The organism is Microbacterium sp. DT81.1 (assembly GCF_049844955.1).
GTDB lineage: Bacteria > Actinomycetota > Actinomycetes > Actinomycetales > Microbacteriaceae > Microbacterium.
The window spans coordinates 83,241-109,132 of the sequence record NZ_JBNCMA010000004.1 but is presented as its reverse complement, the minus strand read 5'-3'; the positions used below and the strand labels follow the sequence as shown (position 1 = coordinate 109,132).

Genomic DNA, 25,892 nt, shown 5'->3' with positions numbered 1-25,892 from the left:
GCCTACCCACGCCCGCCGGGGCCTCAGCGCGATAGGTACGCCAGCAGGTCCTGGCGGGTGAGGACGGTGTGGGGCGACCCGTCCCTCGTCACGAGCAGCGCGTCAGCGTGGGCGAGCGCCTCACGAGCCTCGGCCACCGAATCGTGGATGCCGACCAGGGGCAGCGTCGGGGCGACATGCAGGCCGACGGCATCCGTCACCTTCGCCTCACCGCGGAAGACCCGATCGAGCAGCCCGCTCTCATCGATCGACCCGACGACCTCGCCCATGACGACCGGCGGCTCGGCGCTCAGCACGACCAGCTGCGAGACGCCGAACTCGCTCATCATCTGGATCGCCTCGAGCACGGTGTCGCTCGGGTGAGCGTGCACCAGTTCGGGGATGTCGCCTCCCCGCGTGGCGACGACGTCGGCGACCGTTTCGCTCTCGCCGACGTCGGTGAACCCGTACGAGCGCATCCACCGCTCGTTGAAGATCTTGCCGAGGTACCCGCGGCCGCCGTCCGGCAGCAGGACGACCAGGACGGCGTCCTCCGGCAGGTCCCGGGCCGCGCGGAGGGCGCCGACCACCGCCATCCCGCTGGAGCCGCCGACGAGGATGCCTTCCTCGCGTGCGAGCCGGCGCGTCATCGCGAACGACTCCGCGTCGGAGACGGCGACGATCTCGTGCGGAACCGTCGGGTCGTAGGCGCCGGGCCAGATGTCCTCGCCGACGCCCTCGACGAGGTAGGGCCGCCCGGTGCCGCCGCTGTAGACCGAGCCGACGGGGTCGACGCCGATGATGCGCACGGTCTCCCCCGACACGTCGCGCAGGTAACGCCCGGTACCGCTGATGGTCCCTCCCGTGCCGACGCCCGCGACGAAGTGCGTCACGCGCCCGTCGGTGTCGCGCCAGATCTCGGGCCCGGTGGTCTCGTAGTGGCTGCGGGGCCCGTTGGGGTTCTCGTACTGGTTGGGTTTGAACGCCCCCGGGATCTCCCGCGCCAGCCGATCGCTGACGCTGTAGTAGGACTCGGGACTGTCGGCGGGGACGGATGTCGGTGTCACGACCACCTCGGCGCCATACGCCGTCAGCACATTGATCTTGTCTTCGCCGACCTTGTCGGGCAGCACGAAGACGCACCGGTAGCCGCGCTGCTGGGCGACTAGGGCCAGACCGACGCCCGTGTTGCCGCTGGTGGGTTCCACGATCGTGCCCCCGGGACCGAGCAGGCCGGCTTCCTCCGCGGCATCGATGATGCGGGTCGCGATGCGGTCCTTGCTGGAGCCGCCGGGGTTGAAGTACTCCAGCTTGACCAGGACGGTGCACCGGAGCCCATCGGTCACGTGGTTCAGTCTGACCAGTGGGGTGTCGCCGACCAGGTCGACGATCGTCTCGGCGTACTTCACGCCTCCCAGGGTAGACGGCCGGTGCCCCGCGCACAGGATTCCCCCTGGTGCGATCACTTAAGATCGAGGGGTGACCCCGACCGAGAAGCGCGCAAGCGGCAACCCCGTGAAGCAGGCCGAGATCAACCTCACCGTGAAGCAGCAGCGCGAGCAGCGGCGTCAGGAGAAGCTCGCCGAGTACCAGAAGCAGCTGGCCAAGCGCCGCCGCAGCAAGCTGGTCTGGTGGGCCGTGGGAATCACCGGGGCACTGGTCGTCGTCGCTGTTGTCGTTGCATCGTTCGTCTTCGCGCCGGCACCTGCCGTGCAGTACGAGGCGGGCGGGGATGGCGCCGAGATCGAGGGCGTCGAGACCTTCACGAACGAGACCCTGCACGTCGAGGACCCGGTCGACTACCCGCAGAGCCCCCCGGCCGGCGGAGCGCACAACCCGGCGTGGCTGAACTGCGGCATCTACAGCGAGCCGCAGCAGAACGAGAACGCCGTGCACTCCTTAGAGCACGGTGCCGTGTGGGTCACGTACGACGCCTCCCGAGTGACCGGCGAGGAGCTGGATGCGCTGAAGGCCGAGATGCCCTCCAGCTACGTCATCCTCTCCCCCTACGAGGACCTTGATTCCCCGATCGTGATCAGCGCGTGGAACGCGCAGCTCAAGCTCGACTCGGCCGCCGATGAGCGCATCCCGCAGTTCTTCGAGGAGTACTGGCGCAACCAGAATGTTCCCGAGCCGTCGGCGACGTGCTCCGGCGCGATCGATGGCCCCGGCAAGGAGTAGGTCCACGTCGTGACCGACTCCGAGCGCAGCTCGTCGCCGCCTCGGTGGCTGCTCATCGGATCGGCGATCCTCGCGGTTGCCGCGCTGGCGTTCGGCATCGGGCGGTTCACCGCGTTCGGCACGGGCGCCGCTCCCCCCGCACCGACGACCGATTCGGCGGATGCCGGCTTCGCGCGCGACATGCAGGTGCATCACGGTCAGGCGGTCCAGATGGCGATGCTCATCTACGAGAAGACCGAGGACGAGGGCGTCCGCACCCTCGCGTACGACATGGCGACAGCGCAGTCGGCGCAGGCGGGCGAGATGTACGGCTGGCTGGTGCAGTGGGGCCTGCCGCAATCGGGCGAGCCGCTGATGGGGTGGATGTCGGATGCCTCGGGGTCGCACTCCGGCCACGACGTCGGCCCATCGGCCACCGATGACGAGCTGCGTGCCGCCATGGGCATGGCCACGCCAGCCGAGCTCGCCGCCCTGGATGCGGCGACCGGCACCGAGGCGGACTGCCTGTTCCTGGAGCTGATGATCCGGCACCACGAGGGCGCGATCGACATGGTGGATGCTATCCGCGAGCGCGGCGAGCGGGCGCGGGTGCTCGCGGTCGCGAAGTCCATGGGGTCCGTGCAGCAGAGCGAGATCGACGCGATGCAGTCGATTCAGCGGCGCCTCGGCTGCTGACCCATACCCGTGTCACGCCGATGCTGACGACGCCCGCGTGGCGATCGGCTGCGGTGGTTACAGTGGTCGCGTGGACACCACGACGACCCCGGCACGGCTGACGCAGCCCCTCGTCATCCGGGTGACCGTCGTGCTGATCTACCTGTCCGGCCTGTCCAACGTCGTTCTCGGGGTGCTCGTTCTCTTGAGCCGCTACACCGTGAGCGACGCGAACACCGTCCTTCCGGTCTCCCTTCTCGGCGCGGCGATCATCCTGCTCGGGCTGCTGACCATCGCGGGCGGCTCGGCGATCGCGCGGGGCAGCCGCCTGGCGCGGCTTCTGGTCACGATCTACGTCGCCGTGCTCATGGTCCTGGACGTGCTCACCATCCTGACCACAGAGACGTGGGACTTGCCGGCCGGCGTCAAGATGCTGCTCGGCGCCGTGATCATCGTGGCGATGTGGGTGCCGCCGGGTTCCCGCTACTTCGTGATCCGCCGGGTCGACGACCCGGCCGTCGGGACCGCCTGACTTTCACGCCGTCGCGAGGGCCTTCGCGACATAGCGGCGATGGAAGAACCGCACGATCTCGATGGCGCCGATCGTCAGCGCCGTGACGATCGTGATCAGGACCGCAGCGTCCTCGCCAGGGTCGACGAGCTGGAAGAACTCCGTGGTCAGGGGAAACGTGAAGACGGCGACCAGCGCCACGAACATGGCACCGATCACGAGCACCTTGAACCGCGTGATCGGACGCGAGAGCACGGTGAGCACCCAGATGCCGACGATCGCCAGGATGATCGTGGAGCCCGTCCGAAGTTCAGGCTCGGGTACCGACAGTGCCATCGCGCCGAGAGTGTACGTCGTCAGGGCGGCGGAGATGACCAGCCCGGCGGGGATCGCGAACATCAGCGACCGCTTCAGAAACCCCGGCACGTAGCGCTGCGTGTTCGGCAGCAGCGCGAGGAAGAACGCCGGGATGCCGATCGTCAGGCCATCGGTGATCGAGAGCTGCCGGGGCAGGAACGGGAACTCGAGCACGAGCAGGCCGAAGATCACCGCCAGCGCCGTCGCATAGGCGGTCTTCGTCAGGAAGAGCATCGACACACGCTCGATGTTGGCGATCACCTGACGACCCTCGGCGACGACGTCGGGGAGGTGTGAGAACTGGCCGTCGAGCAGAACCAGTCGGGCGACGGCCTTGGTGGCGGCGGAGCCGGAGTTCATCGCGATGCCCATGTCGGCCGTCTTGATCGCGAGGGCGTCGTTGACCCCGTCGCCGGTCATCGCGACGGTGTGGCCGCGCGCCTGCAGGGCCACCACCATCCGCTTCTTCTGCTCGGGCGTCACGCGCCCGAACACGAGGCTGGTCTCGAGCACATCGGCGAGGGCGGCGTCGTCCTCCGGCAGCTTCCGCGCGTCGTATCCCTCGTCGACATCGACGCCCACTTCCCGCGCGATCGCCGCAACCGTGCGTGGGTTGTCACCGGAGATGATCCGGATGCCGACTCCCTGCCTGCGGAAGTAGGTCAGAGTCTGAGCCGCATCCGACCGAACCTGCTCCCGGAAGGTCAACAGCGCCACCGGCACGGCGTCCTCCGGCAGCCGCTCCGCCTCGACGCTTTCGTCGGTCATGCCCCCGTCCGTGCGGGCGAGCACCAGAGTACGGCGGCCCGAGGAGGCGAGGGTCGTCACGCGCGAGCCGAGTGCCGTGGAAGCGTCGGATGCCGCGTCCCCGAAGACCATCTCGGGGGCACCGAGCACCCAGGTGCCCGGGGCGGCGTCACCGAAAGAGACGGCGCTCCACTTCCGCGCCGACGAGAACGGGACGTAAGCCGTGACGTCCCGGGGGCCTTCCGCCGGGAACGGCACCGCGAGGCACCGCGCCGTGGCGTTGGCATCCCGCGCCGCCCCGTACCAGGCGAGGGCCCCTTCCCAACCCGCCGGCGGAGCGGTGAGCGGATGCGCGCCGTCGAACTCGATCTCGCCCGCCGTCAGGGTGCCCGTCTTGTCGAGGCAGATCACATCCACACGGGCAAGGCCCTCGACCGCCGCGAGCTCGTTGACGAGCACTTGTTTCGATGCGAGCTTGGCCGCGGCGACGGCGAACGCGATCGAGGTCATCAGCACGAGACCGAGCGGGATCATGGCCGTGAGCGCCGCGATCGTGTTGACCACCGCCTGCTCCCAGGTGCCGGTCTGCACCGCGGTCACCCATCCGCCGGCGACCATCATCTGGGCGTTCAGCACCAGGAGGCCGATGGGACCGATGCCCCAGCCGACCCACTTCAGCACCCGGTCGATGGAGCTGCGCAGCTCCGACCGGACCAGGGAGAACCGCTTCGCCTCGTCGGCGAACTTGTTCGCGTACGAATCGGCGCCGACCTTGACGACGCGGCCCTCGCCCTCCCCTGCGACGACGATGGACCCGGACAGCGCCTCGTCGCCCGGGCCTTTGTCGACGGCATCCGATTCGCCGGTCAGCATCGACTCGTCTATCTGAAGCGCCCGAGACGCGACGATCACGGCGTCGGCGGGCACCTGATCGCCGGCGCGAAGCACGAGGATGTCGTCCAGCACGACCTCCCCCGATGCCACACTGACTTCCGCGTCGTCGCGGCGCAGGCGCGCAAGAGGTGCGTTGAGCAGGGCCAGGCGATCGAGGGCGGACTTCGCGCGGAACTCCTGGAAGCATCCGATGACCGCGTTCCCGAACGCCGCGAGGCCGAACAGCGCATCCTGCCACCGCCCGACGAGGAGGAGGACGAGGAAGCAGGCGCCGACGATCCCGTTGAACAGAGTGAACACGTTCGCGCGGACGATGTTCCAGGCGCTTCGGCTTGATCCGGAGGCGTAGGCATTGGTCTTTCCGGCGGCGACGCGTTCGGCGACCTCGGCGCTGCTAAGGCCCCGCGCGGCGTCCAGGACGGTGTTTCCGGCCGTGGGGTCCATGGCTTCACCCTAGGCGCGACGCGCGCCCCGCGTCCAAGGATGCGGGGCGCGCGTCACGCCGGTGCGGACGGGGTCAGCCCTTCGTCGCCCCCGCGAGAAGGCCGCGCACGAAGAAGCGCTGCAGCGCGAAGAAAACGATCAGCGGGGTCGCGATCGTGAGGAACGTGCCCGCGGCCTGCAGGAACCACTGGTTGCCCCAGGTGCCCGAGAGAGACGCCAGGGATTGCGTCATGGGCAGTGAGGACGACGGCGCGAAGATCGTCGCCACCAGCAGGTCGTTCCACACCCAGATGAACTGCAGCACCGCCAGCGAAGCGAGCGCCGGCGCCGAGAGCGGAATGATCATCCGGAAGAAGATCTGGCCATGGCCGGCGCCGTCCACGCGCGCCGCCTCGATGACCTCGCTCGGGATCTCCGAGATGAAGTTGTGCAGCAGGAACACCGCGAGCGGCAGGGCGAAGATCGCGTGCGCGATCCACACCGTCGCGAAGCTGTGATCCACTTCACGCAGATCGAAGCCGGGGAAGATCGTGACCTCGTTGATGGTGAGTCCCCGCGAGAAGAGGCTCAGCAGCGGTACGAGGGCGATCTGCAGCGGGAAGATCTGGAGGGCGAAGATCGCCACGAAGAGCACGAACTTCCCGCGGAAGTCGATCCACGCGATCGCGTATGCGATCAGCGCCGCCACGCAGAGCGGCACCATGGTCGCCGGGATGGTGATCGCCAGCGAGTTGAGGAAGGACTCCCACAGGGTCAGCGCCGTCCCGCCGGAGGTGAGCGCCGCGGAGTAGTTGCTGAAGGTGAAGGACGGATCGAGGAACACCGTCCACCAGCCGGACGTCTGCGTGTCGGCCGGCGGGCGGAAGGACGTGACGAGAAGCCCGAAAGTGGGGATCGTCCAGAAGAACGCGATGATGATCGCCGCGATCGTGGCGCCCTTCGAAGTGGCGCGCCTCTGCGCCTCCTTCTCGTGCTTTCGCGTGTCGCGCGCGAGCTGGCGCGCGGATCGGGGATCGAGGTTCGGCTCGATGGCGACGGTGGAGATGGTCATCGGATCTCCCTCTGCTTCCTGATCTGGATGACGTTGAACACGATGAGCGGGACGACGAAGAGGAAGAGCACGACGGCAAGAGCCGCGGAGTGCCCATAACTCTGGAATCGCTGCTGCTGGTTGACCATCTCGAACGCGAGGACGGTCGAGTTGTTGCGGCCACCGGTCATGACGGCGACGACGTCGTAGATCTTGAGCGCTCCGATGGCGATGGTGGTGAGCACGACGACGATCGAGGAACGGATGCCGGGGACGGTGACGTTGACGAACCTCTCCCAGGCGCTCGTCCCGTCGAGCTCGGCCGCTTCCATCTGCTCGGTGGGCACGGCTTTCACCGCGGCCGAGAGGATGACCATCGCGAGACCGGTCTGGCTCCAGATGAAGACCACCAGGAGGAAGAACGTGTTGATGAGCGGCTCGACCGCGAGCCACGAGACCGGCTGCCCACCGAAGGCGACGACGATGGCGTTCAGAAGCCCGACCTGATCCTCCTGGCGATAGTCGTACATCAGCTTCCAGATGATGCCGGCACCGACGAACGAGATCGCGAAGGGCATGAAGATCAGAAGCTTCAGCACCCTCTCGCCGCGCGCACGGTCGATGAACACCGCATAGGCGAGCCCGACGGCCGTCGCGAACGTCGGAGCCACGATCACCCAGATGATCGTGTTGATGACCGACCAGAAGCCCTCCGGATTGGTGAAGGTCCAGACGTAGTTCTCCAGGCCGACGAAGTTGTCACCGGACTTGTCGAAGAACGACTGGACGACCGTGGCCATCGCGGGATAGACGAGACCCACGAGCAGCAGGATGAGCGCCGGGGCGGTGAAGAGCACGAGCTGGAAGAAGTAGCCGGCGCCCTTGCTCGATCGGTAATCCACCCAGAAGAGCAGCCCGCCGAGGATCAGGGCGATCGCAATGACGTAGAGAACGGCGTTCTGATAGGGCCGCAGCACCATGAAGGCGAGCGTCGGAAGGAGGAAGCAGGCGGCGAGACGCAGCCAGAAGTAGAGGCGCCCGGGCCGGGCCGCGTACTCGATCAGCAGCAGGATGACCGCGACCAGGATGCCGAACGCCAGCACGGCGATCGGGATCTGGACGAGCGGGCCGAGGTCGCCGATCCACTTGAAGAAGCTGTTCAGGGAGAAGCCCAGAGAGGTGGGCGGCGCATCTTCGGTCGGTGGTCGGGTGACCATGAAGATGAAGAGGGCCGCGATGAGGATCAGCCCGATGGCTACCACGATCGTCGTCTTGCTGTTCTCGCGGGCCGAGTTGCCTGCGCGACGGGTTGCGGGGACCTTCTCTCCCCGCGAGCGTTTCTCGGAATCCGGCAGCTTGGTTGTTGCGGTCATGAGCACCTTCCCAGTGAGGCATCGAGCTCTTGGATGGGGCGTCGGTCAGAGGGTGAACCGCGGTGACCGGCGGTGATGAATGGTGCAGTGGGGCCGCCCGCCGCCCGGCGCGCGACCCCACCGCACTCAATCATCCGACTAGTTGTCGTAGCCGGCCTGGATGTCGCTCAGCACGGTCTCCGTGTCCTCGCCGTCGATCCAGCTGATCATGCCCTTCCAGAAGGAACCGGAGCCGACGGTCGACGGCATCAGGTCGGACGCGTCGAAGCGCACCGTCGTGTTCGGGTCCTGCAGGAGTGTCATCGCCTCGGTGAGGAACTCGCTGGAGGCGAGGCTCGGGTCGGCGTTCAGGTTGGCGGAGATGACGCCGCCGTTGGTGACGAGGGCGTCAGCGTATTCGGGGCTGGACATGTACTCGAGCACCGTCTGCGTCGCGGTGTTGTCCGAGAAGGCCGTGACGAACTCTCCACCGACCTCGATCGTCGCGGCGCCCTCCTCAAAGCCCGGGAGGACGAAGGCGTAGACGTCGCCGTCGGGAGCGACCACCGGCACCTCCCCTTCGGCGTTCTCCACGTCGAGGAAGTTCGCCGAGAGGAAGGATGCCTGGTGCGTCAGCGGGCAGGTGCCGTTCGCCACCGGAGCGGCGACCGCCGCGAAGGCCGTCGAGTTGATGCTCTGCACGTCGCCGAAGCCCGCGTTGACGTTGGCGGGATCCCGAAGGATCTCGTCAAGGGCGTCGAACGCATCCTTGATCTCGGGGTCGGTGAATTTCACGTCGCCCGCGACCCACTGGTCGTAGACCTCCGGGCCGGACTGACGGAGCACGATGTCCTCGATCCAGTCCGTTCCGGGCCAGCCGGAGGCGGCCTCGGACTCGAAGCCGGCGCACCATGCGGGTCCGCCGCTCTTCTCCTGGATCGTCTTGGTCAGGGTGAGAAGCTCGTCCCACGTCGTCGGGACCTCGACGCCCCACTCCTCGAACTTCGCCGGCGAGTACCAGACGTAGCCCTTGATGTTGGCGAGCATGGGGGCCGCGTAGAAAACGTCGTCGACTGTGCCGTAGGCCTTCCAGTCCTCGGACCAGTTCTCGTCGACGTTGGCGACGACACCCTCCGGTGCTTCCACGACCTCGCCCGTTCCGACGAGAGTCCTCAGCAGACCGGGCTGCGGCACGATCGCGATGTCGGGGGCGTCTCCACCGTTGACCTTCGTGACGATGTTGCCCTCGAAGCCCTTGTCACCGGTGTACTCGACGGTGATGCCGGACTCTTCACCCCAATCGTCGAAGGTTTTCTGCATGTCTTCGGCCTGGATGCCGGTGATGCCGCCGGAGATCCGGACGGTCTCGCCTTCGCCCGAGCCGGAGTCGCCTCCTTCGTCGCCCCCGCCTTCGGCACAGCCGGCCAGCACCAGGGTCGAGATCGCCATGAGGCCGAGCCCCACCGCCGCCCGACGACGTACGGATGAGCGCATTCCATTCATTTGTTGTGCCTCCACATAAGTGTCGTTCGATTCGCGCGCATGGACAGAGAAGCCCGGTCGCTCGTTCGGGAACCGATTCCATCATCACCGTAGAGGACAGGCACGCAGACACACAAAGGATGCGATGTCACAAGTGGGTAACGCCAATCGGGGTCGATATTGACCTTCTGTACCACTCATCGGCACACTGAGGGACGATTCGGTCACCCCTTTTCGCATGGAACCGTTTCCATATTTCGGGCTTCCACACCTCGCGTGCGAGACCGGGGCCCACTATCTACGCGTGCCGACGGACTGGAGGGGACATGGCCGGCATCTCCGACGTCGCCCGCCTCGCCGCCGTGTCCAAGGCGACGGCCAGCCGTGCGCTGACCGGCAACGGCTACGTCGCGCCGGACACGCGGGCGCGCGTTCGCGCCGCGGCCGACGAGCTGGGCTACACGGCATCCACGAATGCCGTCAGCCTGGCGACCGGCCGTACGTCCAACATCGGCGTCATCATGCCGTACGCCAACCGCTGGTTCTTCGCGGAGGTGCTCGAGGGCATTCAGGGCGCGCTCCTGCAGCACGGCCTCGACCTCACCCTGTACGACGCGAAGCCGGGCACTCCGGGGCGCGCCCGGATCTTCGGCGACTTCCTGGCGCGCAAGCGTTTCGACGGGCTCATCGCGGTCGGGATCGAGCCCGAGGACGGCGAGCTCGAGCTGCTCCGTCGCGTCGGCCGCCCGCTGGTGAGCGTCGTGGGTCTGCCCGGGGCGTCGAGCGTCGTCGCCATTGACGACGACCACACCGCACGGCGCGCCACCGAGCACCTGATCACGCTCGGGCACCGCCGCATCGCGTTCATCGGCGGGCCGGCGGGCGAGCACGGCGCGAACGTCGACCGTCAGAGGCTGCGCGGGTACCGCGCGACGATGGCGGATGCCGGCATCGCCGACCTCGCGACGCATGTGCCGTCCGAGGTGAGTCTGCCGGGTGGGTACGAGGCCGCCGTAGACCTGCTCGGCGACATCCGGCGCCGGCCGACGGGCATCGTCGCGGTGTGCGACGAGGTCGCCATCGGGGCGATCATCGCCGCTCGACGGCTGGGGATCCAGGTGCCGAGCGACCTGAGCGTAGTGGGCATCGACGACCACGAGTACGCCGAGATGTTCTCGCTGACGACGCTGCGGCAGATCCCCCGGGAGCAGGGAGCGGCCGCTGTCGAACTGCTGCTGGCCCAGCTCCGCAACCCGCCGGCCGCCCCGGTCGACGTGCTGTTGACGGCACGCCTCGTCGTCCGGAGCTCCACCGGGCCCGTGGACCCGCAGTCATCGGCGGTCACGGCGGGCACCCGGTTGCGCGCTGCGCACTAGTCGCGCGCGGCGATCGCGCCCCTCAGGCTCACGCTTCCGTGCGGGCTGTTGGTCGAATTCTCCGAGGACGGGCATTTTCGAATGCACTTGACGCCTCGGGTGGTGCCCAGGCACACGAAAGCCCCGGATGCGACATCCGGGGCCTTCGTGGTGTTGTCCGGTTGCGCCTGTGGCGCGGAGGACTACTTCAGGGTGACGGTCGCGCCGGCCTCTTCGAGAGCGGCCTTGCCCTTGTCAGCGGCTTCCTTGGTGACGCCCTCGAGGACGGCCTTGGGAGCACCGTCGACGACGGCCTTGGCCTCGCCGAGGCCGAGCGAGGTGAGCTCGCGGACGACCTTGATGACCTGGATCTTCTTCTCGCCGGCGGCCTCGAGCACGACGTCGAACGCCGTCTGCTCCTCGACCTCTTCGGCGGGGGCGGCGCCGGCGGCGGCCGGGCCGGCAACGGCGACGGGCGCCGCGGCGGTGACCTCGAAGGTCTCCTCGAAGGCCTTGACGAACTCGCTGAGCTCGATGAGCGTGAGCTCCTTGAAGGCGTCGAGAAGCTCGTCAGTGGTGAGCTTTGCCATGATGTTTCTCCTTGATTGGGGTTGAACGCCGAGGCCTAAGCCGCGGACTCCTGCTTCTCGCGCAGCGCGTCGACCGTGCGAACGGCCTTCGACAGCGGTGCGTTGAACAGATATGCAGCTCCGAACAGCGAGGCCTTCATGGCACCGGCGAGCTTCGCCAGCAGCACTTCACGGCTCTCGAGGTCGGCGAGCTTGCCTACCTCTGCGGGGCTCAGGGCGGAGCCATCGAAATAGCCGCCCTTGATCACCAGAAGAGGGTGTGCCTTGGCGAAGGCGCGCAGGCCCTTGGCCACGGCGACCGGGTCACCGTGAACGAAGGCGATGGCGGACGGGCCCTGAAGCTCGTCATCCAGCTCAGAGATCCCGGCGTTGTTCGCCGCGATCCTGGTCAGCGTGTTCTTCACCACGGCGTAGCTGGCGTCCTGACGGATGTTGTTGCGGAGCTCCTTGAGCTCAGCCACCGACAGGCCGCGGTATTCGGTCAGCAGAACGGCGGTCGAGTCCTCGAATTGCTTCGTGAGCTCGGCGACCGATGCTTCCTTCTGCGCCATGGCCACTCCTTTTTTGTACGAGACGCTCCGCAATTGTGGGGCGCCTGCCTCGAGGCCGGGTGTCGCGATCTGGGCGGGCAATGAAAAAGCTCCGGCGCAAGCGCACGGAGCTGAATTCCCGAACCCGGGAGACATCTGTACACCTGCGCGGGCCCCTGCACTGCAGAGCTTCGATCGTTGTGCGCCTGCACGCACGCCGATGACCGGCGGTCTTTGGCTAGGACCCAGGCTACCCGATTCCCGCCGTCCCCCCAAATCGGCGCCCCTCCTCCCCTTTCCTGCCGCCGAGCGCACGGCTTGTCGTCGAACGCACGGCCTATCCGCGCATAGATCCGGTGCATTCGGCGCGAAGCCGTTCCCTCGGCGCCGATGTCGTCGGGGGCGGTCAGGCGCGGCCGGAGGGGTGGATGGCGAAAGCGGCGAGCCTTCGTCCCAGTGCGCCGAACGATCCGATGTGCTCGTCACCCCACCGCGCGAAGCGTCGCTGAGTCGTGCCGCGAATCCAGTCCTCGCGGACCTTCTCGGCGAGCATGACTTCCTCGATCGAGCGGCCGGAGCGAAGCGACTCATCGAGGTATTTCCCCTTGCCGTCGAACTCTCCGAACGAGTGCACATCGTCGAGTGCGAAGTCCATCCAGTAGCTCCCTCCGCGCCCGTCGGCCACCGCGACCTGCAGGCGCGGCGTGGCGAAGCCCAGGCGGGCGAGGTGCAGCCGGCTGACGCTCTCACCCGGCAGCTGAGCGCGACCGTCGGCGAACTCGATCACGTGTCGCGCTTGGCGGATGCCGCGGCTCCCGCGCTCCGCGGAAGCCATCTCCCGAAGCGTGTCGCGCCAGCGGGCCGCGGCCGCCTCATCCTGGTACTGCCCGGACACGGCGACGAGGCGCAGGCCGGCGTCCGCCGCGCTCACAGCGGCCTCGGGCGAAACGGTGCGCGCCAGATCGAACACGGTGCGTTCAAGCGTCGTGCACTGAATTCCATTGCGGCTCGTGACCTCCGCTTCCGCCAGAACGGCGCAGTGACGCATGACGTCGGGCGCACTGGAGATCCGTATCGGGTTGGTCGTCGTCATGTGCACCCTGCGAGGCGCGAGGCGGAACAGCGGAAGCCCCCACAGCACGGCAGCGGAAGTGTGCGACATCACAGAGTCGCGGCTGGTGGCATCCCGCGACACCGCCAGAACGTGCGCCAAGTGTTGGCCTTCCGCCCACAACTCGCGCCACAATGCGCCATCGAGGTACCACCCGCGACGCACTCGATGGAGGCGACCTTCATCCACCGCCGCCGCGATGGATCTCTCCGTCCATCCGTCCCCCCGCAGGTGCACTCGCGCACGCAGGGCCCGCATCAGTTCTTCGCACTCCACGATCCGCCGCACACGTCATGCTCGGGCATGCCAGATCCGGTTTCCGAGCGTTCCCGCTCACCGTCGGCAGGTCCTCTCTCATGGGGGGCTGTGGAGGAGCGCTCATCGTCGATTACTCCTCGTCGAGCGCACGGCTTGCCGCCGAGTGCACGGTGTCGCCACGGTGGCAAGCCGTGTGTTCGGCGGCTTCCCGTGCACTCGGCGGGGTGGGAGCGGTTCGGAACAAGCGGAAACCGGGAAATCGAGCGGCGCGCCGGGTTCTGGTCGGCGGCCGGGGTTAGGGTCGATGCGTGACCCCGGAACTCGCCGCTCGTATCGTCGCGGACAGCCGCGACCGGGTGGCGTGGGTGCGTGCTCGGTCCCGCGGGATCACGGCGACGGATGTCGCCACGCTGACCTCCGAGAACGCCATCGCGAAGGCCGCCGACGCCAAGCTCATGGGCACGAGGTTCTCCGGCAACGCCTATACGGCGCACGGCCGCGAGCGCGAGCCCGAGATCGCGCGATGGGTGGCGGCGACGCACGGGATCCTGCCCTCGAGCGCCCTGTTCCACGCCGTGATCGAGAAGCGCCACCTGGCCACGCCCGACGGCGTGGCGGTGGACGCCACCGGACGTGTCACCCTCTGCGAGATCAAGACCACCGCGAAGGAGTGGCGCAGCATCCCCCGGTCGTACATGCGTCAGGTGTGGTGGCAGCAGCACGTGCTCGGCGCCGAGCGCACGCTCATCGCGTGGGAGGAGCACGACGGCTTCGTGCCCATCGACGAAGAGCCGAAGTGCGCCTGGATCGAGCGCGACGAGGTCGAGATCGCCCGGCTGGTGCGGCTCGCGACATCCCTCATCGACGAACTTCACCGGCGCACGACGCAGCGAGCGCCGGCCATCCGAGAAGAAGCCGAGCGGATGCCGCGGGCTATGCCCCGCGAGGTGTTCCGGGCCCTCGCCCTGGCCGACTGAGCGCTGCGCGCTGCCCCCGATCGAGCGCTGCCCCACGCAGCGCCGGCTGAACCCGGCGGCGCCCGAACGCGGCATCGCCCCGAAAGGAATTGGTTGACGGAAGTCAACGACCGCTGTATAGTTGACTCAAGTCAACCATCGCGCCATCGCCGTCGCGCCATCCCCGTCGTGAAAGGCCCGTACATGGCCACCGCTGAACCCGCGTCCTCCGCAGAGGCACCCGCACCCATGTCGCACCGGAAGGTGCTGCAGTCGCTCTCGGGCCTGCTGCTCGGGATGTTCGTGTCGATCCTGGCCGCCACCGTCGTCTCGACGTCGCTGCCCGTCATCATCCACGACATCGGCGGTGACCAGGCCGCCTTCACCTGGGTCGTCACCGCGACGCTGCTCACGACCGCGATCTTCACGCCGATCTGGGGCAAGCTCGCCGACCTCTTCGACCGCAAGCTGCTGATCCAGATCGCGCTCGTCATCTTCGTGCTCGCCACCGCGGCGGCCGGCTTCTCGCAGGACCCCGGCACGCTCATCGCCTTCCGCGCGGTCCAGGGCGTGGGCGCCGGCGGCTTGGCCGCCCTCAGCCAGATCATCATGGCCGACATCATCAGCCCCCGCGAGCGCGGGCGCTACATGGGCCTCTTCGGTGCCGTCATGGCGCTCGGCACGATCGGCGGCCCCCTGCTCGGCGGGTTCATCACCGAAGGCATCGGCTGGCGCTGGAACTTCTACGTCGCCATCCCCTTCGCGATCGCCGCGCTCATCATCCTGCAGGTCACCCTGCACCTGCCTCACCGCGCGACCCGCAAGGCCCGCATCGACTACCTCGGAATCGTGCTGCTGTCGGCATCCGTCTCCCTCCTGCTGATCTGGATCACGAACGCCGGCAAGTCCTACGACTGGTGGAGCATCGAGACGATCCTGATGGCGGGCGGCGCCCTGCTCGGCGCCATCCTCTTCGTGCTCGTCGAGCTGCGCTCCCGCGAGCCGCTCATCCCGCTGTCGCTGTTCCGCAACCGCACCTTCACCCTCGCCACGATCGCCTCGATCGCCACCGGGATCGCCATGTTCGGCACGTCGGTCTTCCTGAGCCAGTACATGCAGATGGCACGGGGCGCGACGCCCGCCGAGGCAGGCCTCATGACGCTTCCCATGATCGCCGGGCTGCTCATCGCCTCGATCGTCGTCGGTCAGCTGATCAGCCGCTTCGGGCACTGGAAGCCGTACCTCATCGTCGGCAGCGTGCTGCTGATCACCGGGTCGAGCCTGCTGGCGACCCTGCACTACGACACCCCGTTCATCCTCGTCTCGGTGTACATGTTCCTGCTCGGCGCCGGCGTCGGCATGACGATGCAGAACCTCGTGCTGATCGTGCAGAACACGGCGCGCCCCGAGGAGATGGGTGTCGCGAGCTCCGGCGTCGCCTTCTTCCGCAGCCTTGGCGGCACCGTCGGCGTCTCCGTCATGGGCGCGGCCCTCGCCACGGCGGCAACGGACCTCTTCGCCACGAGCAAGGAGGCGCTCGGCGCCGCCATCGCCGGTCTCGGCGCCGCCGGTGCCGACGTCGCCGCACAGCTGCAGTCCGGCACACTGCCGACCGTCAGCGCGCTGCCCGAGCCGGTGCGGGTTCTCGTCGAGGACATCTACGCCCAGGCGATCGCGCACTCCTTCCTGATCGCGGTGCCCGTGGCGGTCGTCAGCCTCATCGCGATCCTCTTCCTGCCGAACAAGCCGCTGACACGCATGACGACGTCCGAGCGGATGGCGGCGGCGGAGGCCGACCTCGCGACGGTCAGCACGGCCGAGGGGATGTCGGCCCTCGACGCGACCGGGCCCGTCCCGGTCGCCGACGACCTGGCGTCGCCCCCGAAGCGCCGCTCCTAGGATCGACGTGATGATCGATCAGCAGACCACGGAGGCGCGCACCGAGGCGGTGCGCGCCCTCGAGGTCGAGTTCGGCGAGCTGGCGTCTCAGTTCCGGCGGCACATGCAGGACACGGCCAACCGCATCAGCCCCGGGATGCTGCCCGGTGCCTACAAGATCCTCGGCACGATCGCGCGCATGGGACCGATCACGCTGTCGGCGCTCGCCGAAGCGCTGGTGGCCGACAAGGGCCTGGTGAGCCGCACCGTGCGTGAGCTGGAGGGCCTGGAGCTCGTCACCCGCACGCCCGACCCGACCGACGGCCGGTCGAGCCTGCTGTCGATGACGGACACCGGCGCGACGAGGCTCGCCGAGGCGCGCCGCCCGACCGAGAACCGGCTCAGCCAGGCGCTCGACGAGTGGTCGCTCGACGACATCCGCAACCTGACCAACCTGCTGCACGCGCTCTCCGCCGGCGAGGTCCCGCGCACGCGGTCCTGACCGCCGCGCGCGCCCAGCCCGCAGCGCTACAGCGTTGCGGCCCGGGCGTCCCACCCATCGACGAGGGGCGGCGCCACCGGCGCGTCCGTCTCGATCACGACGGGCGCCCGCCGCTCCAGCGACTGCAGGGTCGAGAGCATCACGTCGAGCACGTGCAGGCCGAGCGCTCCTCCCGCCTGCAGCTCGCCGCCGTTGCGGATCGCCCGTGCCATGTCCACCACGCCCAGCCCGCGGCCCTGGCCGTCGGCATCCACCGGCAGTTCGCGCTTCTCGCCGTCCGGCGTGACGAGCACCGATGCGCCGCCGAAGGTGTTCGGATCCGGCAGCACGAGCGTCGCCTCGGTGCCCGTGATCTCGACGAATCCCTGCCGCGCGAGCGGGGAATCGAAGCTGAAGTGGCTCGTACCGAACGCGCCGTCGGCGAAGTCCAGGAGCAGGGCGACGTTCGTGGGCTCGGTGACGGCGAACTCCTCCCCCGCCCGCGGGCCGGTGACGATGCGCCGCACCTCCTGTGCGCGGTGGCCGACGGCCTGCACGCGCTCGACCGAGCCGAAGACGTGCACCAGAGCGCTGAAGTAGTAGGGGCCCATGTCGAGCACCGGACCGCCCCCCGCCTGGAACAGGAAGTCCGGGCTGGGGTGCCAGAGGTCGGGGCCCGGCGACTGCATGAGCGTCAGGGCCGAGAGCGGACGGCCGATGTCTCCGCGGCGGATGGCGCGCAGTGCCGTCTGGATGCCGGCGCCCAGCATCGTGTCGGGGGCGACGCCGATCCGCAGCCCGAGCTCGTCCGCGCGCGCCACCAGGGCCGCCGACCCGGCGCGATCGAGCCCGATGGGCTTCTCGCTCCAGACGTGCTTGCCGGCCTCGAGGATCGCCAGGCTCACCTCGACGTGGGCGGCGGGGATGGTCAGGTTGACGACGATCTCGACATCGGGCTCCGCGAGCAGCTCGTCGACCGTGCCCGAGCCGGGAATCCCGAAGGCCGCCGCCTGGGTGGCGGCTCGTCCGGTGTCGAGGTCGGCGACGAAGAGCACCCGCACGTCGGGGTACGTCGTCAGGTGCTCGAGGTACTGCTTGCTGATCACGCCGGCGCCGATCACGCCGACTCCCACGGGGCCGCTCACGCGCGCGCTCCGAGCGCCTCGAGCGCTGCCTTGCTGCGAGCGGATGCGTCGAAGACGTCGCCGCGGAACTCATCGAACTCCACGACCACGAGCTCGGTCGCGGGTGCCGCCGCCAGGATGTCGGCCCAGGGCAGTGCGCCCTCCCCCACAGGCACCTGGTCGAAGCGGTCGGGGCTCAGAATGCCGTTCTCATCGAGCGGCGCATCCTTCACGTGCAGGAACCGCACCCGGGCACCGAGCCGTGACAGGAGCGCCGGCACGTCCTCACCGCCCTGAGCGGCCCAGTACGTGTCGACCTCGAGCGCCACCGATTCCGGCAGGCGGGAGGCGAGTCGCTCCAGCGCCGAGCCTCCGTCTACACGGTTGGAGAGCTCCCAGGCGTGGTTGTGGTACCCGAACCCGAGCCCGAAGGTCGCGGCGGTCGCCGCCGCATCCGCCAGGTCGTCGGCGATGCGGTCGACCGAGTCGGCCGTCTGCCAGCGGTCGGGATCGACCATCGGATCGATGACGGTGACGACGCCGAGCGCAGCCGCGGCTTCGAAGATCGGCGCCTGCTCCGCCCCCAGCACGCGTGCGTGCGCGGTCGGCGCGGTGAGCCCGTTGGCGCTCAGGAGCGGCGCGATGCTCGCGGCCGTCTCGGCGAGGGCGAAGGGCTCGACGAGCCGGAACCCCGCTTCCGCTGCGCGGGCGAGGGTGCCTGCGGCATCGGCGGCGAGTGCCTCGCGGAGCGAGTAGAGCTGCAGGGAGATGGCGGGGTGTGTCATGAAGTGTGTCCTTGCGTGGGGGTTGCGTTCATTCAGGATGCCGCATCAGGCGGCGCCGTAGGGTGTTTCGATCCAGGTGCCGAGGGCGGCCGATTCGAGGACGGCCGCGGCGAGCGTCGCCGCGCGGAGGCCATCGTGAAGCGTCGGCACGTCGCGGGGCGGGAACTCGTCGGCCGCGGCTTCCGCCGCCGCGAGGAATGCGTCGAACGCGTTGTCCTCGGACTTCGCCGAGCGCGATTGCACCTCGACTCGCGAGCCCGCCTGGCGCCCGATCCACAGCTCTCCCGGTCGCTCGCTCGCAACCCCCAGGCTGCCGGCCGTGCCGTGCAGGTTGAGCGTCACGTCATCCGGATGCCCCGCCGCCATCTGCGACACGGCGACCGTGCCGAGGGCGCCGCCGTCGGTTTCGATCAGCACCGTGGCGATGTCCTCGCCCGACACGACCGCTCCGCCGCGGCTGTCGAACACGCGCCGCGTGCGCGCGGTCAGCCGGGCGATGCGATGGCCCGAGACGAACTCGACGAGATCGCACAGGTGCGAGCCGAGCTCCGCGAAGGCTCTCGAGGAGGCCACCCCGAAGCGGCGGGGGTCATCGGTGCCGAGCATCGCATCCTGCAGGTACGTGCAGTCCAGGCTCAGCAGCATCCCCAGTTCTCCACGGGCCACCCGATCGCGCGCCGAGCGCACCGCCAGGTGGTAGCGGGCGACGAAGGGGACGACCCCCACGGCACCGGCATGCTCCGCCGCGTCGACGAGCCGCCGGGCGGTCGACACGCTGTCCGTGAAGGGCGTCAGGCAGATCGCCGAGTCGCCGGCGGCGAAAGCGGCGAGCGCCGCATCCGGTGTCGCCACGTGAACGATCTCCCGAGCGGATGCCGCGGAACGGCGCCGCGGATGGGCGCGCGCGCCGTCGGAGGAGAGGGCGTGAGCGGCAGTTCGGGATGTGTCGACGGCGATGTCGACGACGGCCGTGGTCATGGTGGCGATTCTGACACGGCACCACGACCTTTTGCTAGTCGCTCGACAGAAGTGATGTGTTCGTGATCGTAAAGTCGCATGCCGAACGGCGGGAGTCGCTGTGCTTTACTGTCGCCATGGTCGAACTCGTGCGCAACGTCGCGCCCGCGAACCCGGGAGCCGGGGAGATCTTCCAGATCCTCCGCGATGGGCGGGGGCGCACGAAGGCAGAGCTCGCGACGCTCACCGGGCTCGCCCGCTCGACGGTGTCGAGCAGGGTCGACGTGCTGCTCGCATCGGGCCTCGTCCGCCCGGCGGGAGAGGCCGTGTCGACGGGAGGGCGGCCGCCCGCGCGCGTCGCCTTCAACCCGCTGGCGGGTATCGTGCTGGCCGTCGATCTCGGCGCCACCCACGCGACCGTCGCGGTCGCGGACCTCGCCGGCCACATCCTCACCTCGCACACGCGGGAGATCGTGATCGCCGACGGCCCGGAGCCGGTGCTCGACGACGTCCTCGCCGAGGGGCGTCGTCTGCTGGCCGCCGACGGCCACGCCGACGCGCGCCTGGTCGGCGTGGGCATCGGCGTGCCGGGTCCCGTCGAGCACTCCACCGGGCGACCCACCAACCCGCCCATCATGCCGGGGTGGGATCGTTTCGACGTACCCGGCTACGTGCAGGAGACCTTCGATGTGCCGGTGCTCGTCGACAACGACGTGAACATCCTCGCCCTCGGCGAGCACGCGGTGGGGTGGCCGGGAGTCGACGACCTCATCTTCGTGAAGGTGGCCACCGGCATCGGCGCCGGCATCATCTCGGGCGGGATCCTGCAAAGGGGTGCGCAGGGCTCGGCCGGCGACATGGGCCATGTGCAGGTGCCGTACAGCCATGACTCCCCCCGGCCCCGGGGTGACGAGCGCGACCTGGAGGCGATCGCCAGCGGCACCGCGATCGCGGCCGCGCTGCGCGCCCAGGGATTCGATGCGGCCGGAAGCTCGGGCGTCGTGGATCTGGTGCGCGCGGGCAATCCCGTCGCCATGGCGGCCACACGCCAGGCGGGCCGCGAGGTCGGCGAAGTGCTCGCGACCGTGGTGAACATGCTGAACCCCTCGATCATCGTGATCGGCGGAAGCATCGCCCGCGCCGGCGAGCACCTGCTCGCGGGGGTGCGTGAGGTCGTGTACCGGCGCTCGATCCCCCTCGCCACGCAGCACCTCGGCATCGTCCAGTCACAGGCGGGCGAGACCGCCGGAGTGCTCGGGGCCGCGATCATGGTGACGCAGCAGGTGCTCTCTCCGACGAGCGTCGACGCCGTCACGGCGCGAGCGGGTTTAGCCGCACGGTAGCACCCGCGTAACACGGGCGAGACAATGTGGGGCTTGACTAGGCGGACAAGGTCGCCGCTCCTCAACGATGAAGTGCGACCATCGCCGACACCCCGCAGAAGGAGCGACCGATGAGATTCCGGCCGCTGCGCCCCGCCACTGGCCCCGAGGCCGTCGGCGAGCCAGTCCCCGATCCACCAGCCACGATGCGCGCATCGGTCCTCGACGCGACCGGCGGCCCGTCCGTGCTTCACCCGGCCATCCTCGATGTGCCCTCGCCCGTGCTCAGCGAACTGCTCGTCCGCGTCGTCGCCGCAGGCGTCAACCCGATCGACGCCAAGACGCGCGCAGGCCGTGGAGTCTCGGCATCCATCGAGAAATACCCCGCCGTGCTCGGCTTCGACTTCAGCGGCATCGTCGTGCGGTCGCCGTATGAGGCGCATCACCTCCCACCCGGGGCGGCCGTCTTCGGCATGGCGCCCTTCCCGCGTTCGGCCGGCACGTACGCGGAGTTCGTCGTCGTCCCCTCGCTGTCGGTCGCTCGCAAGCCGGCATCCCTCTCGCACGTCGAGGCGGCGGGGGTGCCGCTCGCCGCTCTCACGGCATGGGGGCTGGTCGTCGAGACCGCCCGGGCTCACGAGGGCCAGCGCATCCTCATCCACGCCGGCGGCGGCGGGGTGGGTCATTTCGCGGTGCAGTTCGCCGCGTACTTCGGCGCGCACGTCACCGCGACGGCTTCGGGATCCAACGCGCCGTGGCTGCGGGAACTGGGCGCCGCGGCCGTCATCGACTACACCACGACCCGCTTCGAGGATGTGGTCTCGGGCGTCGATGTCGTGATCGACCTCGTCGGCAACACCCATGACCGCACCGGCGAGCGCTCGCTCGGGGTGCTGCGACCCGGCGGACTGCTGATCGAAGTCCCGACGGGAGGGTGGGAGGGCTATGCGGATGCCGCCGCCGAGGCCGGCGTGCGCGCGACCGGCTACAAGGTGATCCCGGATGGCGGCGCCCTGGCGACCATCGGGCGCCTCCTCGACTCCGGGTCGGTGCAGGTCTACATCGACAGGGTGTTCGACCTCGACGACGCAGCGGCCGCGCACCACGAGCTCGAACAGGGCCACACCCGGGGCAAGGTGGTGCTGCGGGTCAGCGACGACTGAGCCGCGCCGCTCAGCCCTCGAGCACGCGAGCGGCCTCCGCCGCGATCTCGTCGGCGATCTCGCTCAGCAGCGGCGAGCGCAGGTTCCACTGCTGCCAGTACAGCGCGACAGAGATGGGCGGGCCGCCGAGCTTGACGAGGCTGCCATCGGCCAGAGAATCGGCGGACTGCATGGGCGGCAGCATCCCCCAGCCGAGCCCGAGCTTCACCGCCTCTGCGAAGTCGTGGGACGCCGGGACGTAGTGCCGCACGACGGCGTCGAGCGAAACGCCGCGAGCGCGCAGCCAGCCGGTCTGCAGGTCGTCCCGGCGATCGAAGTCGACGAAGGGAGCCCGGGTGAGGGCCGCGGCATCCGCTCCGCCAGGCAGCCAGCGCGCGACGTACCCGGGCGTCGCGACGGCCTCGTAGCGCAGCACCCCGAGCGGACGCACGCGGCACCCGGCCACGGGAGCGCTCTGGGAGGTGACCGCGGCCATCACCGTCCCGGATTCGAGCAGGCCCGCCGTGAAGTCCTGGTCATCGCGATGCACGTCGAAGACCACCGGATGCCGCGTGGCCAACCGAGCCAAGGGCGCCAGGAACCATGTGGCCATGCTGTCGGCGTTGACGGCCAGCGGGATCGTGATGGCGCGGCCCCTCGCTTCGTCGAGGTTGAGCGCCGAGACGGCATCGTGTTCGAGCAGCGCCAGCTGGCGTGCCAGACGCACGATCGCCTCCCCCGCCTCTGTGGCCCGCGCCGGCTTGGTGCGCACCAGCAGGACGCGACCGACCTGCTGCTCCAGCGACTTGATGCGCTGGCTCACCGCGGACGGTGTGACGTTCAGCCGCCGCGCGGCCGCCTCCAGCGTGCCTTCGTCGACGACCGCGGCGACGGTCGCGGCGAGTTCGGGGTCGATGCGCATGAAGCCAGGCTAATGCAGCATAAGGTTTTCGCGCTGGAGCTAATGGTAGGTTCCCCATAGCGTGAAGAGCATGACCTCCCTGTTCGCCGGCTTCGCCCTCGGCCTCTCGCTCATCGTCGCCATCGGCGCGCAGAACGTCTTCGTGCTGCGGCAGGGGATCCGCAGGGAGCACGTGCTGGCCGTCGTGCTCGTCTGCGCGCTTTCGGATGCGGTCCTGATCATCGCCGGCATCACCGGCGTCGGGCTGGCGCTCGAGGCCGTGCCGTGGCTCGTCGACGCCGCTCGTTGGCTCGGAGCCGCATTCCTGATCGCCTACGGAATCCTGGCCGCTCGTCGGGCGTGGCGGCCGAGCGGCGCAGTGCTCGACGCTGGTGCATCCGGCGAAACCGCGCCGAACCCGGGGATGCACGGCACCGTCGCCGTCCGCACCGGGGTCGGCGCATCAACCGCGCTCGCACCCGCGGTGCTCACCTGCCTCGCACTGACCTGGCTGAACCCGCACGTCTACCTCGACACCGTCTTCCTCCTCGGCTCGATCGGCTCCACGCACGGAGACGGCCGGTGGCTCTTCGCCGCCGGCGCCGTCGTGGCGAGCTTCACCTGGTTCTTCGCACTCGGCTTCGGTGCGCGCTACCTGGGCCGCTGGCTGAACTCGCCGCTGTCTTGGCGCGTTCTGGACGCCATCATCGCGGTCGTCATGATCGCGCTCGGGGTCAGCCTGGTGGTGCCGGTGCTTTCGTAGCCGGTGCTTTCCCCGCCGCGTCGATCTGCGCGCGCCGCAGTTCGACGAGCTGCACCACCGCCTCGTCGGGCAGCGGCTCGTCGGGCTGGAAGCGGATCGTGCCCTTGTCGAGTGAGAACCCCGCGAACTGCGGGGCCACCGCCGCCACGACGTCGGCGCTGAACGGATACACGCCGATGTGCGTCTTCGCCCGCATCACGGCGATCAGCGACTTGCCGCGGTACACGAGCGCCGGCATCCCGTACCCCTTGCCCTGCTCCGCATCCGGCACCACCGTTCTCGCCACGGCGTAGACGTGCTCGATGGCGTCGCGGGAGGCCGGGTCGAGGTCCGCGAGATAGTCGTCGATGGTTCCCATGGCGGCATCCTGGCACCGCAGCACCGTCGGCACCACAGCGCCCCGTCGGCACCGCGCCGTGGGCACCACAGTGCCGTTGACACCCAGCGCCGTCGGCACCACACCGCCGCAGGAATCACGGCGCTCGCACCGCCGCGCCGGAGAGGGCACGATGGGTGCATGCGCCGCGTTCATGTGATCGTCTCGGGAGACGTGCAGGGGGTCGGCTACCGCTACACGCTGAGAATGGTCGCCGCGGACGCGGGAGTCGCCGGCTGGGTGCGCAACCGCCGCGACGGCACGGTCGAGGCGGAGGTGGAGGGTACGCCCGAGCAAGTGGACGAGATACTCGCCTGGATGGCGGAGGGGCCGCCGGGCGCGTGCGTCGACGCTGCGCGGGTGACGGATGCCGCGGCCACCGGCGAGACGGGGTTCGAGGTGCGCCGCGACGCCTGACCCGGGCCGCACAGGCCGGCTCGCCGCTCCCCGCCCCGCTGCCGTTGCGCGCGCTGCGCTCAGTCGGCGGCAACGCCGAGCGCGTGCCGGCCCGCCGCGAGGAGGGTCGCCTCCGGGGTGAGCGGATGAAACGCCGCCGCACGGATGTCGCGGTAGCAGCGCTCGATGACAGAGCCCTTGAAGTAGGAGCTTCCGCCTGCCACCTGCATCGCCAGGTCGCACACCTCGACCCCCGCGCGGGCGATCTCGGCCTTCGCCGTCATGACGGCGAGAAATCCCTCGTAGGACGGCGTCGGGTCATCGCCGAGCTGCGCCAGCGCGCCATCCAGGGCCCATCCGGCGACCTGGAGGCGTGACCGCATCAGCCCGATCAGCCGCTGCGCAACCGGGTCATCGCTGTTCCGCCCACCGGCCTTCACCGCCTCGGCGAAGGCCGCCTCGGCCACGCCGAGGTACGCGCCGGAGATGATCGCGAAGCCGATGCTCGCGATCACCTGCAGCGGCGGATCGATGACCCCGTAGGGGCGGTCGGCGAGCACCCGTTCCTGCGGGACGAAGACGTCCGTGAGCACGACGTCGTCGCTGGCCGTTCCGCGCATGCCGAGCACGTCCCAGTTGTTCGCGACGGCGACCCCCTCGGAGGCCAGCGGCACCGCCATGTTCAGCACGCGCATGCCACGCACGGGATCGGAGAACGGGAACATCGTCGACATCACCGTGCCGGCGCTCGATTGGCTGACGAATCGCTTGCGTCCGCTGACGCGGTATCCGCCGTCGACGGCGACGGCCTCCCCGGAGGGGTGCGTGAAATCGCCGCCGCCCGTGGAGACGAGCACGATCTGCTCGTCGGCGATGCGGCGGAGGGTTGCTTCGGCCCCCGGCAGGCCGCGCCGGTACCGCCACGCGGTGAAGCAGGTGACGTGCTGATGCATGGCGCTGGCGAGCGCCGTCGCCCCGCAGTAGTGGCCGAGCGTGCGCTGCAGACCCGCCAGGTCGCGGATCGTCGCGCCGCTCCCGCCGAGCTCGAGGGGGACGGCGGCCCTCAGCAGACCCGCCTCGCGCAGCGCGTCGTACGACTCGGTGACGAACGTGCCGTCCCGATCGTGGCGTGCGGCGTGCTCGGCGAGGATGGGGCCGATCGCGTCGGCCCGTTCGATGAGAGCGCGATCGATGAGAGGGGTGGCGGCCGGGACCGCGCTGGTGTCAAGAGTGGTCATACCGCCAGCATCCGCTCGTGCCCGCCGCCGTTCCAGTGCACGTTCGCGACCGCACCGGTCTAAATTCGGGACTACCCACCGCGTCCCCACGGCGGGAC

25 protein-coding genes are annotated in these 25,892 nt (G+C 69.3%); 11 read left to right on the top strand and 14 right to left on the bottom strand.

Features of this window, described 5'->3' with window-relative positions; translation table 11 throughout:
* Positions 1–23: 23 nt before the first annotated feature.
* Entirely contained in the window at positions 24–1,388 is a 1,365-nt protein-coding gene (locus ACLQ2Q_RS11975) for a cystathionine beta-synthase (protein ID WP_425820689.1), read from the bottom strand.
* Between the two features lie 70 nt (positions 1,389–1,458).
* Here ACLQ2Q_RS11975 and ACLQ2Q_RS11970 point away from each other — a divergent pair, with 70 nt between their 5' ends.
* The 3 genes from ACLQ2Q_RS11970 to ACLQ2Q_RS11960 all read left to right on the top strand — a co-directional run bounded on the left by ACLQ2Q_RS11970 (position 1,459) and on the right by ACLQ2Q_RS11960 (position 3,346).
* On the top strand, positions 1,459–2,160 hold the full coding sequence (locus ACLQ2Q_RS11970) for a DUF3105 domain-containing protein (RefSeq protein ID WP_425820688.1): 702 nt from the start codon (positions 1,459–1,461) through the stop codon (positions 2,158–2,160).
* Positions 2,161–2,169: 9 nt separating this feature from the next.
* Complete coding sequence (locus ACLQ2Q_RS11965; protein WP_425820687.1) at positions 2,170–2,835, top strand: DUF305 domain-containing protein; 666 nt, start codon at positions 2,170–2,172, stop codon at positions 2,833–2,835.
* Between the two features lie 70 nt (positions 2,836–2,905).
* On the top strand, positions 2,906–3,346 hold the full coding sequence (locus tag ACLQ2Q_RS11960) for a hypothetical protein (RefSeq protein WP_425820686.1): 441 nt from the start codon (positions 2,906–2,908) through the stop codon (positions 3,344–3,346).
* A gap of 3 nt (positions 3,347–3,349) precedes the next feature.
* On the opposite strand, the gene ACLQ2Q_RS11955 is transcribed toward ACLQ2Q_RS11960, so the two are convergent.
* The 4 genes from ACLQ2Q_RS11955 to ACLQ2Q_RS11940 form a co-directional block, all read right to left on the bottom strand.
* Positions 3,350–5,767, bottom strand: coding sequence for an HAD-IC family P-type ATPase (locus tag ACLQ2Q_RS11955; RefSeq protein ID WP_425820685.1), 2,418 nt, complete (start codon positions 5,765–5,767; stop codon positions 3,350–3,352).
* 73 nt (positions 5,768–5,840) lie between these two features.
* Complete coding sequence (locus tag ACLQ2Q_RS11950; protein WP_425820684.1) at positions 5,841–6,818, bottom strand: carbohydrate ABC transporter permease; 978 nt, start codon at positions 6,816–6,818, stop codon at positions 5,841–5,843.
* Positions 6,815–8,170: a carbohydrate ABC transporter permease gene (locus tag ACLQ2Q_RS11945; RefSeq protein WP_425820683.1), complete on the bottom strand. Its 1,356-nt coding sequence runs from the start codon at positions 8,168–8,170 to the stop codon at positions 6,815–6,817. The genes ACLQ2Q_RS11950 and ACLQ2Q_RS11945 overlap by 4 nt, the downstream gene beginning before the upstream one ends.
* A 138-nt stretch (positions 8,171–8,308) precedes the next feature.
* A complete protein-coding gene (locus ACLQ2Q_RS11940; protein WP_425820682.1) occupies positions 8,309–9,652 on the bottom strand; it encodes an ABC transporter substrate-binding protein in 1,344 nt (447 codons plus the stop codon).
* A gap of 305 nt (positions 9,653–9,957) precedes the next feature.
* Between ACLQ2Q_RS11940 and ACLQ2Q_RS11935 the strand changes: the two genes are divergently transcribed.
* Complete coding sequence (locus tag ACLQ2Q_RS11935; RefSeq protein ID WP_425820681.1) at positions 9,958–11,007, top strand: LacI family DNA-binding transcriptional regulator; 1,050 nt, start codon at positions 9,958–9,960, stop codon at positions 11,005–11,007.
* Positions 11,008–11,189: 182 nt separating this feature from the next.
* On the opposite strand, the gene rplL is transcribed toward ACLQ2Q_RS11935, so the two are convergent.
* The 3 genes from rplL to ACLQ2Q_RS11920 all read right to left on the bottom strand — a co-directional run bounded on the left by rplL (position 11,190) and on the right by ACLQ2Q_RS11920 (position 13,319).
* Entirely contained in the window at positions 11,190–11,576 is a 387-nt protein-coding gene (rplL, locus tag ACLQ2Q_RS11930) for a 50S ribosomal protein L7/L12 (protein ID WP_425820680.1), read from the bottom strand.
* Positions 11,577–11,611: 35 nt separating this feature from the next.
* Positions 11,612–12,127, bottom strand: a complete 516-nt coding sequence (gene rplJ, locus ACLQ2Q_RS11925) for a 50S ribosomal protein L10 (RefSeq protein WP_425820679.1) — start codon at positions 12,125–12,127, stop codon at positions 11,612–11,614.
* A gap of 385 nt (positions 12,128–12,512) precedes the next feature.
* Positions 12,513–13,319, bottom strand: coding sequence for a hypothetical protein (locus ACLQ2Q_RS11920; protein ID WP_425820678.1), 807 nt, complete (start codon positions 13,317–13,319; stop codon positions 12,513–12,515).
* A gap of 464 nt (positions 13,320–13,783) precedes the next feature.
* Here ACLQ2Q_RS11920 and ACLQ2Q_RS11915 point away from each other — a divergent pair, with 464 nt between their 5' ends.
* From ACLQ2Q_RS11915 to ACLQ2Q_RS11905, 3 genes are all read left to right on the top strand, one after another.
* The gene (locus ACLQ2Q_RS11915; protein WP_425820677.1) at positions 13,784–14,452 is read left to right on the top strand and encodes a YqaJ viral recombinase family protein; all 669 of its coding nucleotides are present in this window, start codon (positions 13,784–13,786) and stop codon (positions 14,450–14,452) included.
* Between the two features lie 183 nt (positions 14,453–14,635).
* A complete protein-coding gene (locus ACLQ2Q_RS11910; protein WP_425820676.1) occupies positions 14,636–16,330 on the top strand; it encodes an MDR family MFS transporter in 1,695 nt (564 codons plus the stop codon).
* 10 nt (positions 16,331–16,340) lie between these two features.
* Positions 16,341–16,811, top strand: coding sequence for a MarR family winged helix-turn-helix transcriptional regulator (locus ACLQ2Q_RS11905; protein ID WP_425820675.1), 471 nt, complete (start codon positions 16,341–16,343; stop codon positions 16,809–16,811).
* A 26-nt stretch (positions 16,812–16,837) separates the two neighbouring features.
* On the opposite strand, the gene ACLQ2Q_RS11900 is transcribed toward ACLQ2Q_RS11905, so the two are convergent.
* From ACLQ2Q_RS11900 to ACLQ2Q_RS11890, 3 genes are read right to left on the bottom strand one after another with little or no spacing between them, the layout of a single operon-like run.
* Positions 16,838–17,935 carry a Gfo/Idh/MocA family protein gene (locus tag ACLQ2Q_RS11900; RefSeq protein WP_425820674.1) on the bottom strand — a complete coding sequence of 366 codons (1,098 nt, stop codon included), beginning with the start codon at positions 17,933–17,935 and terminating at the stop codon, positions 16,838–16,840.
* Entirely contained in the window at positions 17,932–18,699 is a 768-nt protein-coding gene (locus tag ACLQ2Q_RS11895) for a sugar phosphate isomerase/epimerase family protein (RefSeq protein ID WP_425820673.1), read from the bottom strand. Before ACLQ2Q_RS11895 ends, ACLQ2Q_RS11900 begins: the two co-directional genes overlap by 4 nt.
* A gap of 45 nt (positions 18,700–18,744) precedes the next feature.
* Positions 18,745–19,677 carry a Gfo/Idh/MocA family protein gene (locus ACLQ2Q_RS11890; RefSeq protein WP_425820672.1) on the bottom strand — a complete coding sequence of 311 codons (933 nt, stop codon included), beginning with the start codon at positions 19,675–19,677 and terminating at the stop codon, positions 18,745–18,747.
* 116 nt (positions 19,678–19,793) lie between these two features.
* On the opposite strand from ACLQ2Q_RS11890, the gene ACLQ2Q_RS11885 reads away from it, so the two are divergent.
* Both ACLQ2Q_RS11885 and ACLQ2Q_RS11880 read left to right on the top strand, forming a co-directional pair.
* Positions 19,794–20,999 carry an ROK family protein gene (locus tag ACLQ2Q_RS11885; RefSeq protein ID WP_425820671.1) on the top strand — a complete coding sequence of 402 codons (1,206 nt, stop codon included), beginning with the start codon at positions 19,794–19,796 and terminating at the stop codon, positions 20,997–20,999.
* Between the two features lie 110 nt (positions 21,000–21,109).
* Positions 21,110–22,141 (top strand): NADP-dependent oxidoreductase, encoded by a 1,032-nt coding sequence (locus ACLQ2Q_RS11880; RefSeq protein ID WP_425820670.1) that lies wholly within the window; start codon positions 21,110–21,112, stop codon positions 22,139–22,141.
* Positions 22,142–22,151: 10 nt separating this feature from the next.
* Here ACLQ2Q_RS11880 and ACLQ2Q_RS11875 read toward each other — a convergent pair whose 3' ends face one another.
* On the bottom strand, positions 22,152–23,042 hold the full coding sequence (locus tag ACLQ2Q_RS11875) for a LysR family transcriptional regulator ArgP (RefSeq protein ID WP_425820669.1): 891 nt from the start codon (positions 23,040–23,042) through the stop codon (positions 22,152–22,154).
* 70 nt (positions 23,043–23,112) lie between these two features.
* Here ACLQ2Q_RS11875 and ACLQ2Q_RS11870 point away from each other — a divergent pair, with 70 nt between their 5' ends.
* Positions 23,113–23,784: a LysE/ArgO family amino acid transporter gene (locus ACLQ2Q_RS11870; RefSeq protein ID WP_425820668.1), complete on the top strand. Its 672-nt coding sequence runs from the start codon at positions 23,113–23,115 to the stop codon at positions 23,782–23,784.
* Here the strand turns inward: ACLQ2Q_RS11870 and ACLQ2Q_RS11865 are convergent.
* On the bottom strand, positions 23,756–24,142 hold the full coding sequence (locus ACLQ2Q_RS11865) for an iron chaperone (RefSeq protein ID WP_425820667.1): 387 nt from the start codon (positions 24,140–24,142) through the stop codon (positions 23,756–23,758). The two genes, ACLQ2Q_RS11870 and ACLQ2Q_RS11865, sit on opposite strands and share 29 nt — an antisense overlap.
* A 159-nt stretch (positions 24,143–24,301) precedes the next feature.
* Between ACLQ2Q_RS11865 and ACLQ2Q_RS11860 the strand changes: the two genes are divergently transcribed.
* Entirely contained in the window at positions 24,302–24,577 is a 276-nt protein-coding gene (locus ACLQ2Q_RS11860) for an acylphosphatase (protein WP_425820666.1), read from the top strand.
* A 59-nt stretch (positions 24,578–24,636) separates the two neighbouring features.
* Here ACLQ2Q_RS11860 and ACLQ2Q_RS11855 read toward each other — a convergent pair whose 3' ends face one another.
* Positions 24,637–25,794, bottom strand: a complete 1,158-nt coding sequence (locus ACLQ2Q_RS11855) for an acyl-CoA dehydrogenase family protein (protein WP_425820665.1) — start codon at positions 25,792–25,794, stop codon at positions 24,637–24,639.
* Positions 25,795–25,892: the final 98 nt, after the last annotated feature.